Raw genomic sequence first — 15,166 nt, 5'->3', positions numbered from 1 at the left:
TTCCCTCCTCGTTTTCTATGTTAATCCACCTGGTTGTTTTTTTCCTTCGATTGGCCGAACAAATCGAAAAAGCATGTGACAATTTTGTCACATGCCTGTGATGCGGACAAATTCATTTTTTTCCGGGAACGTGATCGTGAAAGTCGTCCCCTCATGGAACTGCGATTGGACGTCGATATCGATGAGCAATGGTTCGGCGGCTTTTTTCGCCAAATATAACCCCATGCCCGTGGCCGCTTGATCTTGATGCGCCGTCGTCGATGTGAAGCCTTTATCGAAAATGCGCGGCAAATCTTTCGGATCAATGCCGCGGCCAAAATCCCGAATTTCTAATTGGACATGGCCCTTCTGCATCGAGCTTTTGATGACGATATCGGATGATTCGCTGTATTTCACGGCGTTGGTTAAGATTTGCCGAATGATAAAAGAAAGCCATTTCGCATCGCTCAGAACGGAAGGAACCTCCAGCTCGATGTCAAAGCCGATTCCTTTTTGCATACACCATGATTGCAGCGCTTTAATCTCTTTAAAAATAAGCGGCTCGAGCTCGACATGTTCGATGTATAAATCGTTTTCCATAAAAGGAATCCGCTTCTGATGGAGCTGCTGGTCAAGCAGCATATGAATGCGCAGCCACTCGTATGACAGCTGCGATTTGATTTTCTCCTCCTCTACCCGTTCAATGATTAAATGCATAGCGGTCAGCGGGGTTTTTACTTCATGGATCCATGATAGCAGCTCATCCTTCTCCTCTTCTAAGGAGACCCGATTCTCCCAAGCGGCCTGCTTCAGCAAGTTCGTTTGGTTGACGAGCGTGGATTCCACCATTTTTTCAAAAGGGCTTTCGGCATGGAGAACGTTTGAGAGGTCAAGATCGCTTTCCCATTCTTCTAAGCTTTTATAAAACTTGGTTTCTTTTTTATAGCGGACGATCACAAAAAGGATCAACATGATCGTCAATAAAAAGACTATATAAAAGGCAGACTGCAATGAGATCGCGGCATCAAGATAAGAGACAAAAAGGATAAATAGCTGCATAAATAAAAAGAAAAAGATCCAGCTTTTTCTTTCCATGATATATTTTTTAATCATCGATAGCGGCCTCTTCCTTTGCCATATAGCCCTGTCCGACTTTCGTTTCAATCAAGCGGCCCAAGCCAAGTTCATCCAGCTTTTTCCGCAAACGGTTGACATTCACCGTTAATGTATTGTCGCTGACAAAACGCTCGTCTTCCCATAGCTGCTTAATCAATTCGGTCCGGGTGACAATTTTGTTTTTCTTATGAAGCAAATGTTTAAGGATCAATATTTCATTTTTAGTTAATTCCATCGTGCCTTGATCGTTGGTAACGGTATTCTTTTCATAGTCGATCGTCGCGCCGCACCACGTTTTCAACTTCATTTGATCGGTGCTATAATTATATACTCTGCGAAGGATCGCTTGTATTTTCGCAATCAGCACATCAAAATGAAACGGCTTTTGGATAAAATCATCCGCCCCAAGCCGCATCGACATCACCATATCGGTCGGATGGTCCCGTGACGATAAAAACAAAATCGGCACATTCGAATGGGAACGGATCATGCGGCACCAGTGAAACCCATCAAATTTGGGCAGCTGAATATCAATGATGACTAAATCCGGTTTAAAAGCGGAACATTCCTCCATCACTTTTCCAAAATCGCGAATGCCCCGCACCTCGTATGTCCATTGCGTCAACCGTTCTTTTATTTCTTGAAAGAGGGTGAGATCGTCTTCAATAAGCAAAATTTTAAACATGTTTTCACCACGCTTTTCCGCCGATCTTCGACATTCCAGCACCATGTTTCCTATTCATTGGATGATCTGCCGGATTCATCACATTTGTTCTTATTATACCTGATTTTTCAATGGACATGAAATGGGTTTCGTATGGGGTGAGCGATTGGTTCTATCATTGAATGTTTTCAGCGTTTTAGATCGCTAAACAGATCCGTCTGTTTGTCTTGACAAACGATACGAAAGGGAAAAAAGAGTTCTAGGAGTATGAGGGGAAATGCGATGAAACTCCACATCAAGGGTAACCAACACACTTCCACTTTGAATGAATGGTTTCTCAACGAAAGAAGCCTTATAGAGAAAAGCGCTCTACAAGGCTTCCTTGGATGCCGGCTCAACATTCTTTCAGAGATGGCAAGTATCATATTTGAACAGGTGTGACGGCATCATGCAAATATGTTTCTAATTCTTTTTGATACTGGTGTTGCTCCGCTTCACTCCATTCCAAGGTTTTCGCCATATAGTGAATCACCGATTCCTTCCATTGACGAACGAAATGAATATTGAAAAATAATGCTCCCGTTCTTCGAATAAAGAAGTCTTCCGGTTTGACAACCATCTCTTCCTCCAGGCCATATTGAAGGGAAGCCAACACATCGACCGGCAATTGAAGCTCGGCCGCTTCTTTCTTTAATTGAACGGCTAATTCAAACACCCGGTCTACATTTGTGCCATATAAGCGAGCCAATCGTTCGGCCTGTTTTCTCGAAAGTCCCGCCTTTTCTCCCTGTTCGGCTTTTTTGGCCACAAACGTTTCCATATGGGCGGAGCCTCCGAAATCGCCCCCGGAAATGGGCAGCTTTTTCGTTTGGCAAGGGGAAAAGCTGGCGTTTCCTTCTTCTTTTAGCAATTGAGCGACCCGATCCACAATCGTTTCCGCCATTTTGCGATATCCCGTTAATTTTCCGCCGGCGATCGTGATCACACCTGAATCTGCTGTCCAAATCTCATCTTTTCGGGAGATTTCCGACGGGCTTTTCCCTACCTCATGAATCAACGGTCTGAGTCCAGCCCAGCTGGATTCAACATCTTCCGCGGTAATGCCGACCGTTGGAAACATATCATGAATCGCCCGAAGGAGATAATCGCGATCCTCCACGGTCATTTTCGGATGGGCCAGATCCCCCTCATAAAACGTATCCGTTGTGCCAACATATGTTTTTCCATCACGCGGAATGGCAAACACCATTCTGCCGTCAGATGTATCAAAATAGATCGCTTGTTTTAATGGAAAACGGCTTTTGTCAAACACTAAGTGAATGCCTTTTGACAAAATCAGATGCTTTCCTTTCAAACTGTGATCTTTTTCCCGCAAAGTATCGACCCAAGGGCCAGTGGCGTTGATGATTTTCTTCGCGAAAACCTGATAGGACTTTCCGGTGATTTGATCCACTACGCTTACCCCTACAGCTCTCCCCTTCTCATAAATAAACGCATTGACCTTGGCATAATTGAGCGCTTTGGCGCCGCATTCGACTGCCTTTTTCATCACTTCAATCGTCAAGCGTGCGTCGTCTGTTCGATACTCGACATAATATCCCCCGCCTAATAATCCTTCTCGCTTTAAGAGCGGTTCTTTCTCCATCGTTTGCGACGCCGTCAACATCGTTCTTCGCTCGCTTTTTTTCACATCCGCCAGATAATCGTATATTCTTAGTCCAATCGAGGTGCTCCATTTACCAAAGGTTCCTCCTTTATAAATCGGCAGCAGCATCCATTCAGGCGAAGTCACATGCGGCCCGTTTTCATAAACAATCGCGCGTTCTTTCCCCACTTCAGCGACGAGCTTCACCTCCAGCTGCTTTAAATAACGGAGCCCTCCATGCACCAGCTTCGTGGAACGACTGGAGGTTCCAGCGGCAAAATCCTGCATCTCAAATAAAACGGCACTCATTCCTCTTGTCGTTGCATCGAGCGCAATCCCCGCGCCGGTAATGCCGCCGCCAATAATGATGACATCGAAGGTTTTGCCTGCGACCTCTCTTAAAATTTCTTGTCTTTGCTGTGCAAATACAGGTTTCTTCATGAATGATTCCTCCTATGATCCGTCAAAAGTTGAAAAAAAGAGACCACATACACACTACGCTCCTTTTACAGACGCAATGTTATGTGGTCTCTCCTTGTCTCCAACCGAATATTAACTTTGTATGTATTGTATCATATTTTTCGATTTCTGAAAAATTTTTTGCATGTAAATACGATGAATTTTTTCCATCTATATCCGCGACCCAGCGCATAGATTCCTCTCCCTTCACGTTTCGATGCCAGGCATCCCCCTTTGTCGTATAATGGAGATAAGAAGGATTTCTCCAATCTTTCTCGCTTTTCCCAACAATTCACATAATAAAAACATGGGAAAATGCGGGATCTAGGATGAGGGTTTTAAAAAACCGCTCTGTTAAAATATCCATAAGGAGGAAATAAAATGTTTCTAAAACTCACCGTCCATAAAAAGAACGGCCTTCACGTCCGAATGGCGGCCGCGTTCATTTCGCTGCTTCAAAACCTGCTTCCGAATCAAGAAACACTGAAAAAGACGTACGTTCTTTATCGCGATCAAAAAGTGCAGGTGAACAATCTGCTATCATTAGTGTCCTTAAAGATCGGCCAAGGAGAGGAATTTATCCTGCACGTTGCCGAAAAACTTGACGATTCGATCGTCCAGCAAATTCAAAGCTTTTTTGCGCCAACAGATCTTGAAGACTCGCAGCAATCGGAAACCGATCGTCTTCTCATGGAAAATTCCCTTACCCTTCATGAAGCCATCTCAGCTTTACCGAATGGAATCATCGTGGTCAATAGCGACAATATCATTACTTACGTCAACGCGCGGGCAGCCCAGCTTTTGCAAACCAATCCTCATGAGCTGATCAATCAGCGCGCAGACGAAGTCATCCCCCATTCCCGACTGCATGAAGTGCTAAAGACGGGAAAAACGGAATTATCGAGAAAACAAACGATCCATCATCATACGCTGCTGACCACCCGTTCCCCGATTATGTTTAATGGAAAAGTGATTGGAGCCGTCGCGATTTTTCAAGATATATCAACCATCGAGAAAATCAGCAAAGAATTAAATGAAGTAAAAGAGCTGCAGCAACGGTTGCATCTCGTTCTAAAATCGGTCTCGGATTTGATCGGATTAACAGATGAAAATGGGACGTTGATCTACACGAATGAGGAAATGAACGCTTTGCTAAAAAAGATCAAGGGCGGGCCCCACATTCAATCGATCATCGGCCCGCATGAATGGAACCACGTGAAAAAAGCCGAAAAGCAGCTAGTAAAGCTCATCCAAGTAAACCAACAATCTAGTTATATCACGAAAATCAATCCGATGTTTGTGGACGGCGCATTTCGCGGAGCAGTCGCCACGCTGACTCCTTTCGATGATATTCGAACACTTCTTGACAAAATTGATCTCATGGAGCAAAAAACGAAATACCTAGAGTCAGAGCTGGCGAAACACCAAGGGGTTCATGAAGCCTTTCACCAAATCATCGGAAATAGCGAGATCCTTAAAGAATCGTTAACGATCGCGGCAAAGGCGGCAAAAACCGATTCAACGGTCATCATCACAGGCGAAAGCGGCACAGGAAAAGAACTCGTTGCGAAAGCGATCCATGAGGCCAGCTCTAGAAAGAACCATCTATTAGTTCGCGTGAATTGCGCGGCCATCCCTCCTCATTTAATGGAAAGCGAGCTGTTCGGCTATGAAAAAGGAGCCTTTACCGGGGCGTATAAAACACACCGCGGAAAATTTGAACTCGCTCATAAAGGAACGATTTTTTTAGATGAAATTGGCGATTTAAGCTTGGAGTTGCAAGCTAAAATTTTACGTGTGCTACAGGAAAAGGAAGTGGAACGAATCGGGGGATATGCGCCGATTCCATTGGATGTTCGCGTGATTGCCGCGACCAACCACGATCTAAAAAAAATGGTGGACGAGGGGCGGTTTCGCGAAGATCTTTATTATCGGCTCCATGTCGTGCCGATTCATCTCCCCCCTTTAAGGGCGAGAAAAGAAGATATTCCCCTCTTAGTGGAAGCGTTTCGTCAGCAATTGAATGAGCGTTTGGGAAAAAATATCAAGGGCTACGAAAAAGGATTCATGGAATCTCTGCTTAGCTACCACTGGCCAGGGAATATTCGGGAATTGCAAAATGTGATTGAACGGCTCTTTAATCTCGCAGATGACGATATTTTGCGCTGCAAGGATTTGCCTTACTACATCTCCCACCCTTCATGCCATGAACAGCAAAACACGCCTGAGAAACAAGCAATCGATTGGGGCAACGAAGTGCGGCCCTTCAAAGAATATGAAAAACAAATTTTTGCTTTTGCCTGCCAGTATTATCCGAGCTATAACCAGCTGGCCCAAGCGCTGGGAATCACTCATAAAACGGCCGCCAAAAAAATAAGAGAATACGGCTTGGAGCACTTGGTTGGGAAAAAGTATCAAACAAATTGATACTTTTTCCCAACGTATTCGTCATCCCATAATGAAAACGCTATAATAAAGCGTTTTCATTTTTGGCATGATTTTTGCAGTTATAAAATAAAGAAACCATTCAGAGGAGGTAAGTCTATGAAAAAATTAATCAATGACCCGAACCAAGTAGTCGATGACATGCTGGCAGGAATGGTAGAAGCCCATTCTGATAAACTAAAAAGATTGCCAGACACGAACGTCATGATTAGAAAAGACGCTCCGGTTTCCGGGAAAGTCGGCGTCATCAGCGGCGGCGGAAGCGGTCACGAGCCGGCGCACGCTGGATATGTCGGCAAAGGCATGCTTGATGGAGCCGTATGCGGTGAAGTGTTCACGTCCCCCACCCCCGATCAAATTTTGGCAGCGATCCAAGCGGTCGATAGCGGAAAAGGCGTGTTGCTCATTATCAAAAATTACACCGGGGATATGATGAATTTTGAAATGGCGGCGGAAATGGCGGAAGCAGAAGGAATCCAGGTCGCAAAAGTGGTGGTAAATGACGATGTGGCGGTAGAAGATAGTACATACACCACAGGCCGACGGGGCATCGCCGGTACCGTGTTCGTCCACAAAATCGCCGGTGCTCTAGCGGAGCAAGGGGCCACGCTCGCAGAGGTGGAAGCAGTCGCGAAGAAAACAGTGGAAAATGTGCGATCCATGGGAATGGCCCTAACTCCTTGCACCGTTCCCGCAGCTGGAAAACCGGGATTTGAACTGGGTGAAAATGAGATCGAAATCGGCATGGGAATCCATGGAGAGCCCGGCATCGAAAAAACCTCCATCCAATCGGCGGATGAAATCGCCCAAATCCTTCTCAACAACATTCTCGAGGACTTGCCGTTGAAGGAACACGACAAGGTGGCGGTCATGATCAACGGCTTAGGCGCCACGCCATTAATGGAATTGTATATTATCCATAAAAAAGTTTCCGAGATTTTAAGAGAAAAGCGCATCCATATACATGAAACGTTCGTCGGCGAATTTATGACCTCGCTCGAAATGGCCGGCTGCTCTATTTCATTATTAAAATTAGACGACCAGCTCAGCGAACTGCTCGATGCGCAAGCGGACACCATTGCTTTCAAAAAATAACGGCTTTGCTTTTTGATCAGTCGCCGCTAAAAAAGGAGGGAGATCCAACATGTTATGGAATGTAGAACAAGCGAAAAAATGGATCAAACGGTTGAACGACAAAATTCAAGAAAATAAAGCGTATTTAACGGAACTGGATCAAGCCATTGGCGATGGAGATCACGGTTTGAATATGGCGCGGGGACTTCAAGAAGCGGCCAACAAAATCGCAGACAGCCACTACGACGACCTCGGTTCGTTGTTTAAAGATGTCGGCATGACGCTCATTGCGAAGGTAGGCGGAGCTTCAGGCCCATTATATGGAACGGCTTTTATGAAAGCTTCTCTTGTTCTTAAAGACCGAAAAGAAGCGGATAGGAACGCTTTCGTTGCGGCGTTCTCAGCCGCCTTGGACGGGCTCAAAATGCGGGGAAAGGCACAAGTCGGAGACAAGACGATGATCGATGTGTGGGATCCGGTCATCGCGTGGATGAAAAGCCATGAAACGATTCGTGCAAACGAATTGGTGGATTTATCGAAAGAAAAAATGGAAGATACGAAAGAGCTGGAAGCAAAAAAGGGCCGGGCGGCTTATTTAGGAAAGCGGTCTGTCGGCCATCTTGATCCCGGAGCCGTTTCCTCTTATTTACTATTTGCTTCTTTAGCCGAATCATTCGAAAAAGGAGAGTCAGCCCCATGAAATATGTCAGCCTTGTCTTAATCTCGCACAGCTATGAAATTGTCAGCGGGTTAAAAAAACTGCTGAGCCAAGTTCAGCCTGACGTACCGATCGCCATCGCCGGAGGAGCGGAAGGCGGGATCGGAACCAATGCACTCGACATCCAAACAGCGATTGAATCCGTCTATTCCGAAAAAGGCGTTGTGGTCTTATTTGATTTAGGGAGCGCACTTATCAATGCGGAAATGGCCCTTGAAATGCTGGAGCCGCACGAAAACATCAGGATAGCCGACGCCCCTCTCATAGAAGGAGCCTATGCAGCGGTCGTGGAGGCCGGCTTAGGAAGCTCGTTGTCAGAAGTCGTCCGGGCGAGTGAAAGTGCAAAGGAACTTGTGAAAATTCACCGCTAGTCAAACATTTGAGGAGTGAACCCAATGATCGAAAAAGAAGTGACCGTCACCATTGAAAACGGGCTCCATGCCCGACCAGCGGCCCAGCTTGTCCAACAAGCCAGCCAATATCAAAGCAAGCTGGAGCTTGTGATCGGCCAACAAAAGATTAATGCAAAAAGCATCCTTCATCTGATGAGTGTGGCCATCTCCGAAGGGCAAACCATCAAAGTGATGGTCGACGGGGAGGATGAGCAAGAAGCATGGACGTTTATCGCTTCTTTTCTCCAACCGGGCAATGAATCTACTCTGCGATAACGAAGCGGTGGCATCACCGCAGCAGCAAAACTTCATAATCTGATGATGATGTGGCTCCATTTTATCCGTATGTCACAAAAATAATCTAACAATTCAAAAAAATAATTGACAACGCTTTCTTTTTATCGTAAGCTGAAACTAAGTTAATAGTTGTGACGGAGAAATGGAGATCCACAGTCATTCCCTACAGCAGTCTGCTTCATTGCAGGCGCGGGGGGAGTTGCTGTGGATCTTTTTTATGAGCTAAAACAGCTATCTCCTCACAAAAAACGACCATACCAAAAGAAAAGGAGGAAATAGGAATGTCTGCGTTTTTTGGCGAACTTATTGGTACCATGATATTGATTATTTTTGGAGGTGGCGTAGTCGGCGGCGTGGTCCTCAAAAAATCAAAAGCCGAAAATTCCGGCTGGATTGTCATTACGATGGGATGGGGACTTGCCGTAGCCATGGCTGTATACGCTGTCGGCCAAGTTAGCGGCGCCCATCTGAATCCGGCAGTGACCATCGGATTAGCGGCGATCGGGGAGTTCCCTTGGAGCGATGTGCCCGCTTACCTTGCCGCTCAAATGATCGGAGCCTTTATCGGCGCCGTCGTCGTGTATTTGCATTACCTGCCCCACTGGAAAGCGACCGACGACCCGGGGGCCAAGCTAGCGGTATTCTCCACCGATCCGGCCATCAAAAATCCGGCGGCCAATCTTTTAAGTGAAGTCATCGGCACGTTTATTTTGCTGCTTGGCTTGCTGTCGCTTGGAGCGAATCGATTCGCGGACGGGATCAATCCGTTTATCGTGGGCTTTCTCATTGTGGCCATCGGGCTCTCCCTAGGCGGGACGACGGGATATGCCATCAATCCAGCCCGGGACTTAGGCCCGCGAATCGCCCATTTCCTTTTGCCGATTCCGGGCAAAGGAAGCTCCGGCTGGGGCTATGCGTGGATTCCTGTCGTCGGGCCGATCATCGGAGGCACTTATGGAGCGTTATTTTATCAATGGGCTTTTAAAGGAGACAGCACCCCTGCCTTTTGGATTTTCACCATCGTGGTTGCGGCTATCATAGCAGCAGCGCTAGTCGGCAATAAAGAACAAAAAAGCGTCAACCTCTATAAGAATACGAAAGTATCAAGCTAAAAAATGGTGATTAAATAAAAATGAGGTGAAGAAAATGGAAACTTATATTTTAGCTCTTGACCAAGGAACAACGAGCTCACGTGCCATCATCTTTAACAAACAAGGAGAAATCGTTCATCTGTCGCAAAAAGAATTTACACAATATTTTCCAAAACCAGGTTGGGTTGAGCATAATGCCAATGAAATTTGGGGCTCCATCTTATCAGTCATCGCCACTTCCTTGTCCGAATCTGGAATCAAGCCGGAGCAAATCGCCGGTATCGGCATTACGAATCAGCGCGAAACCACAGTGGTTTGGGACAAAAACACCGGGCAGCCGATCTATAACGCCATTGTTTGGCAATCACGGCAAACCGCAGACATTTGCGAGGAGTTAAAGGCGAAGGGGCTTGATGATACCTTTCGCCAAAAAACAGGATTGCTTATTGATGCCTACTTTTCCGGCACCAAAATCAAATGGATCTTGGATCATGTGGAAGGAGCCAGAGAAAAAGCGGAGCGAGGAGAACTGTTATTCGGAACGATTGATACGTGGCTCATCTGGAAGCTCTCGGGCGGAAAAGCGCACGTCACGGATTATTCCAACGCTTCTCGAACTTTGTTATTCAATATCCATGAACGGAAATGGGATGATGAACTGTTAGACTTATTAACCGTACCGAAGTCCATGCTTCCAGAAGTGCGGCCATCTTCTGACATTTATGCCCATACCGTGCCGTATCATTTCTTCGGACAAGAAATTCCGATTGCCGGAGCAGCCGGCGACCAGCAAGCCGCCCTATTCGGCCAAGCGTGCTATGAAGCAGGAATGGCGAAAAATACGTACGGAACAGGTTGCTTTATGCTGATGAACACCGGCGAAAAAGCAGTTGCGTCCCAGCACGGGCTACTGACCACAATCGCGTGGGGACTTAACGGCAAAGTGGAATATGCGCTGGAAGGAAGTATTTTTGTCGCAGGCTCTGCCATTCAATGGCTAAGAGACGGGTTGCGCATGTTCAAAAACGCGGCTGACAGCGAGCAATATGCCGAACGCGTCACCTCCACAGAAGGCGTGTATGTGGTACCAGCCTTTGTTGGGCTAGGAACCCCGTATTGGGACAGCGATGTGAGAGGAGCAATCTTTGGATTGACACGGGGAACGCAAAAAGAACATTTGGTTCGCGCTACGCTAGAATCCCTCGCCTATCAAACAAAAGATGTGCTCACGGCCATGGAAGCGGATTCAGGCATTTCCTTAAAAGCGTTGCGCGTGGATGGCGGCGCAGTAAAAAACAACTTTCTCATGCAATTCCAAAGCGATATGCTCGGCGTACCGGTGGAACGCCCGGTCGTCAACGAAACGACCGCGCTTGGAGCGGCCTATTTAGCTGGCTTGGCGATAGGATATTGGAAAGACCAAGACGAAATCGAGCAACAATGGAACATCGACCGGACATTCACTCCAACGATGGGCGAAGAAGCCCGAAACGCATGCTATGCAGGATGGAAAAAAGCCGTCAAAGCGGCGATGGCCTTTAAATAAACAGACTGCGCCGCTCCCTTGATCGTTTCTGGGGAGCGGCGCTTATTCTGTATACGTTTCCATGGATTATGTTCCATTTTTGATGTTTGCTCCACAGCCGCTTAACCATCTGCCCTCTCCTCACTTCTATAAGGCTTTTTTTTTTGCCCTAAACCATCGCATCGACAAAGCCTTTTGTTACTTGAACATCAAAAGCGCAACAATTCCCAATGCCAAATCGCGAAAAAAGAAGCATAGCTTCTCGTTTTATTTTTTACGCTGTTCATCATGGCGATAAACGCAATAATGCCTCCTTTTTTTTCCATAAACCACCCGATTTGTTGGAAAGGCGGTGATTTCATGCACTGCTCCTTCGCAGGCGCGCCATCAGGCAGTGACAAAAAAAGTCAGGTTTGCTACACTAAAAGAAACATCTGCTGATGATTTTTATGCGAGGAGAGATAGGAACATGAACTCATCTGTCGTTTATCCGTCGCGCAGCCCTGTTGCTAAGCTAGCTGTTGCTTTTTTAGCCGCATTAGCCGTAGCGACAGGCGGGCTGTATGTGGGGCAATCCATTTCCACCGCTTGGTATTTGCCGCTTTACATTCTTGAAGTCATTTTGCTGCTTGTGATGATCTTTTCACGGCGCCAAAAAATGGTGGGCTACCCGCTAATGTTTGCGTTTATGTTCGTTTCAGGCGCCACGTTGGCTCCCGTCATCGGTTACTACGTTTCCATTATTGGGGCGGCAGCCGTCTTTAAAGCGTTTGCTTTAGCGGTCATTTCCTTTTCTGGCGTTGCTCTTTACGCCGCGAAAACGAAAGAAGATTTTTCATTCCTCGGCGGCTTTCTCACGCTTGGGGCATTCGCATTGCTCGGCTTACTCATCGTCCAGTGGTTTATTCCGTTTTCAAGCGTCGGACAAATGGGCATTGCCGCTTTAGGCATTTTGATTTTTCTCGGCTTTACGATTTATGACATCAACCGGCTTGCCCGCCACGGGTTTAGCGAAGCAGACATCCCTATGATCGTCGTTAACATCTATCTCGACTTCATTAATTTGTTCATCTATATTTTACGTTTCTTCGCCAGCGACGAAGACTAAGTGCCTGTCACCATCCAAAGTTTTTCGAACCTAGAAACAGAGAGTCGAAGGACTCTCTTCTTTTTCATTTCCAAAGCAGGAGTGTTGTCCATCTTGTCGAAAGCATATATGACGGTTGATCATGACCGATTGTTTAAGGAATTGATCACGACTTTTTTTGAAGAGTTGATTCTTCTCTTTTTCCCGCACATGTATGAGTATATAGACTTCGAGCATGTATCGTTTTTGTCGGAGGAGCTGTTCACCGATGTGACGGCGGGGAAGAAATATCATGTCGATATACTGGCAGAGACGAAACGGAAAGGAGAAGATCGTCTCATCATCGTCCATATTGCAAATCAAAGCTACGTACAACCTTCTTTTCCAGAACGAATGTTTATTTATTTTAGCCGCTTGTTTGAAAAACATCGCAAGCCTATTGTCCCCATTGCGTTGTTGAGACTCCCTTCGTCATGAACCTTCAGACTTTACACTTCAATTTCCGTTTGGAAAAATCATGGACTTTCACTTTTTCACCGTTGAGTTAAGCAGAATGGGGTATGCTGAAAATGAACGAGTAAGAGCTAAAGAAGCAATTTTTACGTATGATGGTGCGTATGGAATGGGACAAAGCAAAGCAACGATTGTTAATCGGCTTTTTTGAGACATATGTCAACCTATCAGACGAAGAAGAACAGCAATTATGAAACGAGATGAATGAAATAGAAACAAAAGAAAAAAAACAAGTGTTGGAATTGATCATTTCGTACGAGAAAAAGGCGCTAGAGAAAGGATGGAAAGAAGGCGTGGAGCGAAGATTACGCAAGGATGGCAACAAGAAAAACGCCACATCGCGAAAAAAATGCTTACCAAAGGATATGGACATCCAAGCGATTCATGAACTGACGGAGCTGTCTTTGGAGGAGATTGAGAAGTTGAGATAGATGCTCGTCACGTCCCGAAGTTTTTCGAAGATCGGGAGAAGAGAAATGAAAAGAGGATGCGGGAGCGAACGTCCTTATTTAAGGAAGCTTTTATCTCTGTCAAAAAAGAAATGATAAAACTCGTGCGCCCACATGAAATTTTCGTATATTCTCGCTGTGCGGTGTTAATATGGACACAATAATCACCGTTATAGTCATACACAAGCCCACCATAGTTAGCATTTTGAATCGGAAACTGCAATACATTTGCGTGCTCGTAAAGATCAGTTTTTATAAAATAAGCGGCTTTACATGAGCAAGAGGATCTCTGAGAGAGTAAATACGGTCCATTGCCTTTTTCATTTTCGACAAATGTGTTTTGTTAGGCTCTAAAATCATTTCAAGATTATCTTTTGTAATCAAGGACTCCCCCTTGGATTTTCCGAATTTGTGACTGATTTTAAAACATCGATCCGTTCAACAAATTCACTAAAAAGATGCATACCCTTTTTTAATTCTTCGTCCACTGTACCGTAAAACGAAAGTGCCACATAATTCATAAATGAATCAGCTCGGCTACGGCCAAACGTTCTTTCTTTGAATTCCATATCTGCCTTGTAAAAAAAGAACGGATCCTTAATGCAGAATAGCTTATTGGTCTTTGCAACATACTCCTCCACATTTCCTTCGCCTTTTAAGAAATTATAATAAGCTTTCTTCTTAATACCCGTACGTTCCGTCACCCATGAATGTTTAAAGGACAAAAAATAGCCCTTTCTGAAAAAGAAAGGATGATGTCAAGTCAGATATGTTTCTATTTTCGCTAGGCATTCATCAATGATTCTATCTATTTCTTCAATTTGTGCATCTTCTGGATTATATTTCTTTAAAATTGTTAGATTACGAGCTTTCCAATCCAATGATTTAATTTGATCCGTTAAAACTACCCCTGTTATTGGATAGCCATCGCCATCAAGGGATATTCCTTCTTTTGGTAAATCTACTTCGAAGGGATAACCCTTCTTTTGATTGGTCATCGGACAAACAATGATAAATCCTGTTGCTTGATTGAATTCTTTAGGCGATAAAACAATAGCATTCCTTCTCCCGGCCTGCTCATGACCAGCTTGTGGATGAAAGTTTAAAACAACGAAATCGCCTCTCTCTGGTACGTCTGCTGGCATTAAATCAATTCACTCCCTTCTACCCCAAAATCAACTTCCTCGTGCCGATTTTCAGGTGTAATCTGTGATAGCAGTTCTTCCAATGTGTATTTCTTCCGTGTTCTTTTTGGCTTTAATGTGATGATCCCTTCATTTCCAATCACGTTTAATTCCATTTCGGAACCTTGTTTGATCCCTATTTGATCAGCAACATCTTTTGGGATACGAATGCCCAAACTGTTTCCCCATTTTTGAGCAACAACTGTAGACATGTAGTCCCCTCCTTTACTTTGGTTGATTTTGCTTTCTAAATGTTCCTTTGCGTTCATTATATCACCCTCATCCCGAAATGTATATACATAGTATATACATTCTTCCGGAAAAGGATACCCCTGATTTTTCGACAAGCAAATATTCTTGCCGCAAAGGCGATCATTTGAATCGATGAATGAAAAATGCTTTTTTCAGACTCAAAAGCATATATCAACCAGTATCGTTACAAACATTGAACTGCGAAATGAGGCATAAAGCTTTGCCATAACAAAAAAGAAAGGATCTTCAAGGAGAATCTAAAGCATCTATATAAAA

General features: G+C 45.1%; 16 protein-coding genes and 1 pseudogene. 9 read left to right on the top strand and 8 right to left on the bottom strand.

Going from position 1 to position 15,166, the window contains the following annotated elements; translation table 11 throughout:
* Positions 1-87: 87 nt before the first annotated feature.
* The 3 genes from B6A27_RS02785 to B6A27_RS02775 all read right to left on the bottom strand — a co-directional run bounded on the left by B6A27_RS02785 (position 88) and on the right by B6A27_RS02775 (position 3,845).
* Positions 88-1,092: a sensor histidine kinase gene (locus B6A27_RS02785; RefSeq protein WP_080860035.1), complete on the bottom strand. Its 1,005-nt coding sequence runs from the start codon at positions 1,090-1,092 to the stop codon at positions 88-90.
* On the bottom strand, positions 1,085-1,780 hold the full coding sequence (locus tag B6A27_RS02780) for a response regulator transcription factor (RefSeq protein WP_066151061.1): 696 nt from the start codon (positions 1,778-1,780) through the stop codon (positions 1,085-1,087). The genes B6A27_RS02785 and B6A27_RS02780 overlap by 8 nt, the downstream gene beginning before the upstream one ends.
* A 400-nt stretch (positions 1,781-2,180) precedes the next feature.
* Complete coding sequence (locus tag B6A27_RS02775; RefSeq protein ID WP_080860034.1) at positions 2,181-3,845, bottom strand: glycerol-3-phosphate dehydrogenase/oxidase; 1,665 nt, start codon at positions 3,843-3,845, stop codon at positions 2,181-2,183.
* A 399-nt stretch (positions 3,846-4,244) separates the two neighbouring features.
* Here B6A27_RS02775 and B6A27_RS19290 point away from each other — a divergent pair, with 399 nt between their 5' ends.
* The 7 genes from B6A27_RS19290 (at position 4,245) to glpK (ending at position 11,426) form a co-directional block, all read left to right on the top strand.
* Positions 4,245-6,290 (top strand): sigma 54-interacting transcriptional regulator, encoded by a 2,046-nt coding sequence (locus B6A27_RS19290; protein WP_080860032.1) that lies wholly within the window; start codon positions 4,245-4,247, stop codon positions 6,288-6,290.
* Positions 6,291-6,407: 117 nt separating this feature from the next.
* Positions 6,408-7,403, top strand: coding sequence for a dihydroxyacetone kinase subunit DhaK (gene dhaK / locus B6A27_RS02765; protein ID WP_066151007.1), 996 nt, complete (start codon positions 6,408-6,410; stop codon positions 7,401-7,403).
* Between the two features lie 49 nt (positions 7,404-7,452).
* Positions 7,453-8,082 carry a dihydroxyacetone kinase subunit DhaL gene (dhaL, locus tag B6A27_RS02760; protein WP_080860030.1) on the top strand — a complete coding sequence of 210 codons (630 nt, stop codon included), beginning with the start codon at positions 7,453-7,455 and terminating at the stop codon, positions 8,080-8,082.
* On the top strand, positions 8,079-8,471 hold the full coding sequence (dhaM, locus tag B6A27_RS02755) for a dihydroxyacetone kinase phosphoryl donor subunit DhaM (RefSeq protein WP_080860028.1): 393 nt from the start codon (positions 8,079-8,081) through the stop codon (positions 8,469-8,471). The genes dhaL and dhaM overlap by 4 nt, the downstream gene beginning before the upstream one ends.
* A gap of 24 nt (positions 8,472-8,495) precedes the next feature.
* Complete coding sequence (locus tag B6A27_RS02750; protein WP_080860026.1) at positions 8,496-8,768, top strand: HPr family phosphocarrier protein; 273 nt, start codon at positions 8,496-8,498, stop codon at positions 8,766-8,768.
* Between the two features lie 302 nt (positions 8,769-9,070).
* On the top strand, positions 9,071-9,901 hold the full coding sequence (locus B6A27_RS02745; RefSeq protein WP_080860024.1) for an MIP/aquaporin family protein: 831 nt from the start codon (positions 9,071-9,073) through the stop codon (positions 9,899-9,901).
* 34 nt (positions 9,902-9,935) lie between these two features.
* Positions 9,936-11,426, top strand: a complete 1,491-nt coding sequence (gene glpK / locus B6A27_RS02740) for a glycerol kinase GlpK (RefSeq protein ID WP_080860022.1) — start codon at positions 9,936-9,938, stop codon at positions 11,424-11,426.
* 188 nt (positions 11,427-11,614) lie between these two features.
* On the opposite strand, the gene B6A27_RS18595 is transcribed toward glpK, so the two are convergent.
* The gene (locus B6A27_RS18595) at positions 11,615-11,767 is read right to left on the bottom strand and encodes a hypothetical protein (protein WP_161491022.1); all 153 of its coding nucleotides are present in this window, start codon (positions 11,765-11,767) and stop codon (positions 11,615-11,617) included.
* Positions 11,768-11,874: 107 nt separating this feature from the next.
* Between B6A27_RS18595 and B6A27_RS02735 the strand changes: the two genes are divergently transcribed.
* On the top strand, positions 11,875-12,513 hold the full coding sequence (locus tag B6A27_RS02735; protein ID WP_080860021.1) for a Bax inhibitor-1/YccA family protein: 639 nt from the start codon (positions 11,875-11,877) through the stop codon (positions 12,511-12,513).
* A 108-nt stretch (positions 12,514-12,621) separates the two neighbouring features.
* Positions 12,622-13,436 (top strand): annotated as a pseudogene (locus B6A27_RS02730) (Rpn family recombination-promoting nuclease/putative transposase).
* Positions 13,437-13,706: 270 nt separating this feature from the next.
* On the opposite strand, the gene B6A27_RS19205 reads toward B6A27_RS02730, so the two are convergent.
* The 4 genes from B6A27_RS19205 to B6A27_RS02705 are packed head-to-tail and all read right to left on the bottom strand — an operon-like array spanning position 13,707 to position 14,907.
* The gene (locus B6A27_RS19205) at positions 13,707-13,838 is read right to left on the bottom strand and encodes a hypothetical protein (protein ID WP_255357525.1); all 132 of its coding nucleotides are present in this window, start codon (positions 13,836-13,838) and stop codon (positions 13,707-13,709) included.
* Positions 13,835-14,179 carry a hypothetical protein gene (locus B6A27_RS02715; RefSeq protein WP_080860019.1) on the bottom strand — a complete coding sequence of 115 codons (345 nt, stop codon included), beginning with the start codon at positions 14,177-14,179 and terminating at the stop codon, positions 13,835-13,837. Before B6A27_RS02715 ends, B6A27_RS19205 begins: the two co-directional genes overlap by 4 nt.
* Before the next feature lie 33 nt (positions 14,180-14,212).
* Positions 14,213-14,599 (bottom strand): type II toxin-antitoxin system PemK/MazF family toxin, encoded by a 387-nt coding sequence (locus tag B6A27_RS02710; protein WP_080860017.1) that lies wholly within the window; start codon positions 14,597-14,599, stop codon positions 14,213-14,215.
* Entirely contained in the window at positions 14,599-14,907 is a 309-nt protein-coding gene (locus B6A27_RS02705; protein ID WP_066151033.1) for an AbrB/MazE/SpoVT family DNA-binding domain-containing protein, read from the bottom strand. The genes B6A27_RS02710 and B6A27_RS02705 overlap by 1 nt, the downstream gene beginning before the upstream one ends.
* Positions 14,908-15,166 lie beyond the last annotated feature (259 nt).

This window comes from Anoxybacillus sp. UARK-01 (assembly GCF_002075365.1).
Taxonomy (GTDB): domain Bacteria; phylum Bacillota; class Bacilli; order Bacillales; family Anoxybacillaceae; genus Anoxybacteroides; species Anoxybacteroides rupiense.
This window is presented reverse-complemented; position numbering and strand designations above follow the sequence as displayed.

What these genes read in the sequence shown, in the direction of transcription:
- dhaK (WP_066151007.1), top strand. Translation starts at nt 6,408, where the DNA reads ATGAAAAAATTAATCAATGACCCGAACCAAGTAGTCGATGACATGCTG.
- B6A27_RS02710 (WP_080860017.1), bottom strand. Translation starts at nt 14,599, where the DNA reads ATGCCAGCAGACGTACCAGAGAGAGGCGATTTCGTTGTTTTAAACTTT.
- B6A27_RS19290 (WP_080860032.1), top strand. Translation starts at nt 4,245, where the DNA reads ATGTTTCTAAAACTCACCGTCCATAAAAAGAACGGCCTTCACGTCCGA.
- dhaM (WP_080860028.1), top strand. Translation starts at nt 8,079, where the DNA reads ATGAAATATGTCAGCCTTGTCTTAATCTCGCACAGCTATGAAATTGTC.
- B6A27_RS02705 (WP_066151033.1), bottom strand. Translation starts at nt 14,907, where the DNA reads ATGAACGCAAAGGAACATTTAGAAAGCAAAATCAACCAAAGTAAAGGA.
- B6A27_RS02735 (WP_080860021.1), top strand. Translation starts at nt 11,875, where the DNA reads ATGAACTCATCTGTCGTTTATCCGTCGCGCAGCCCTGTTGCTAAGCTA.
- glpK (WP_080860022.1), top strand. Translation starts at nt 9,936, where the DNA reads ATGGAAACTTATATTTTAGCTCTTGACCAAGGAACAACGAGCTCACGT.
- dhaL (WP_080860030.1), top strand. Translation starts at nt 7,453, where the DNA reads ATGTTATGGAATGTAGAACAAGCGAAAAAATGGATCAAACGGTTGAAC.
- B6A27_RS02750 (WP_080860026.1), top strand. Translation starts at nt 8,496, where the DNA reads ATGATCGAAAAAGAAGTGACCGTCACCATTGAAAACGGGCTCCATGCC.
- B6A27_RS02775 (WP_080860034.1), bottom strand. Translation starts at nt 3,845, where the DNA reads ATGAAGAAACCTGTATTTGCACAGCAAAGACAAGAAATTTTAAGAGAG.
- B6A27_RS02745 (WP_080860024.1), top strand. Translation starts at nt 9,071, where the DNA reads ATGTCTGCGTTTTTTGGCGAACTTATTGGTACCATGATATTGATTATT.
- B6A27_RS02780 (WP_066151061.1), bottom strand. Translation starts at nt 1,780, where the DNA reads ATGTTTAAAATTTTGCTTATTGAAGACGATCTCACCCTCTTTCAAGAA.
- B6A27_RS18595 (WP_161491022.1), bottom strand. Translation starts at nt 11,767, where the DNA reads ATGAAATCACCGCCTTTCCAACAAATCGGGTGGTTTATGGAAAAAAAA.
- B6A27_RS02785 (WP_080860035.1), bottom strand. Translation starts at nt 1,092, where the DNA reads ATGATTAAAAAATATATCATGGAAAGAAAAAGCTGGATCTTTTTCTTT.